At 66.8% G+C, this 1,507-nt stretch carries 1 protein-coding gene; it reads left to right on the plus strand.

Annotated elements, in window-relative coordinates:
* Positions 1 to 29: 29 nt before the first annotated feature.
* The coding region (gene glpD / locus ACTJJ7_RS28005) for a glycerol-3-phosphate dehydrogenase (RefSeq protein WP_440969495.1) at positions 30 to 1,507 on the plus strand (1,478 nt) is incomplete at its 3' end.

A 1,507-nucleotide genomic window follows, 5' to 3' on the forward strand; every position in this document is an offset into this window, starting at 1 on the left:
GGCGATGGTTGCGGACAGGGAGATGAGCGGTGGCACAGGACGGGATCTACGACATTTTCGTGATTGGCGGCGGCATCAATGGCTGCGGCATTGCCCGCGATGCGGCGGGGCGCGGCTACAGCGTGTGTCTGGCCGAGATGAACGACCTGGCCAGCGGCACCTCGTCGGCCTCCACCAAGCTGATCCATGGCGGGCTGCGCTATCTGGAATATTACGAGTTCCGCCTGGTGCGCGAGGCGCTGATGGAGCGCGAGGTGCTGTGGGCGGCGGCGCCGCACATCATCTGGCCGCTGCGCTTCGTGCTGCCGCACCATGCGGGGCTGCGCCCGGCCTGGCTGTTGCGGCTGGGCCTGTTCCTCTACGATCACATTGGCGGGCGCAGGAAGCTGCCGGCGACGCGCACGCTCGACATGACGCGCGATGCGGCGGCCAGGCCGCTGAAGTCGCTCTATACGCGGGCATTCGAATATTCCGACTGCTGGGTCAATGATGCGCGGCTGGTGGCGCTCAATGCGCGCGATGCGGCCGACCGCGGCGCGCTGATCCGCACCCGCAGCAAGGTGACGGCGGCGCGGCGCGATGCCGATGGCTGGACGCTGCAGGTTGAGGATACCCTGACGGGGGCGGTGGAGACGGTGCGGGCGCGGCTCGTGGTCAATGCGGCCGGTCCCTGGGTGGACGAGGTCCTGACCGGCGTGGCCGGGCTGAAGACGGCGCACAATGTGCGCCTGGTGCAGGGCAGCCACATCGTGGTGCGCAAGAAGTTCGACGATCCGCGCGCCTATTTCTTCCAGAACACCGACGGGCGCATCATCTTTGCCATTCCCTATGAGCAGGAATTCACGCTGATCGGCACGACGGACCAGGATTATCACGGCGATCCGGCCAGGGTGGCGATCACCGCTGCGGAGACCGATTATCTGTGCGCGGCGGCCAGCGAATATTTTGCCGCGCCGGTGCAGCGCGCCGATGTGGTGTGGAGCTATTCGGGGGTGCGCCCGCTCTATGATGACGGGGCCTCGAAGGCGCAGGAGGCAACGCGCGACTATGTGCTGAAAAGCGATGCGCCGGAGGGTCTGGCGCCGCTGATGAACATTTTCGGCGGCAAGATCACCACCTACCGGCGGCTGGCGGAGCACATGCTGGAGAAGATCGAGGAAAAACTCGGGGCCAGGGGCAAGCCATGGACGGCGACCGGCACGCTGCCGGGCGGGGATTTCCCGGCCGACGGCTTTGCGGCGCAGCTGCAGCGGCTCAAAGCCGATTACCCCTTCCTCGAGCCGCGCCATGCCTACCGGCTCGTACGGCTCTACGGCACGCGGGCCTGGGTGGTTCTGGGCAAGGCCGCCTCATCCGCCGATCTCGGCCAGCATTTTGGCTGGGATCTTTATGCGGCGGAGGTGCACTACCTCATCGCGCAGGAATGGGCGATGACCGCACAGGACGTGTTGTGGCGGCGCACCAAGATCGGCCTGCATGTCACCGACGCCCAGGCCGACGCCCTCGA

It is taken from the genome of Phyllobacterium sp. 22229 (genome assembly GCF_052056495.1).
GTDB lineage: Bacteria > Pseudomonadota > Alphaproteobacteria > Rhizobiales > Rhizobiaceae > Phyllobacterium > Phyllobacterium myrsinacearum.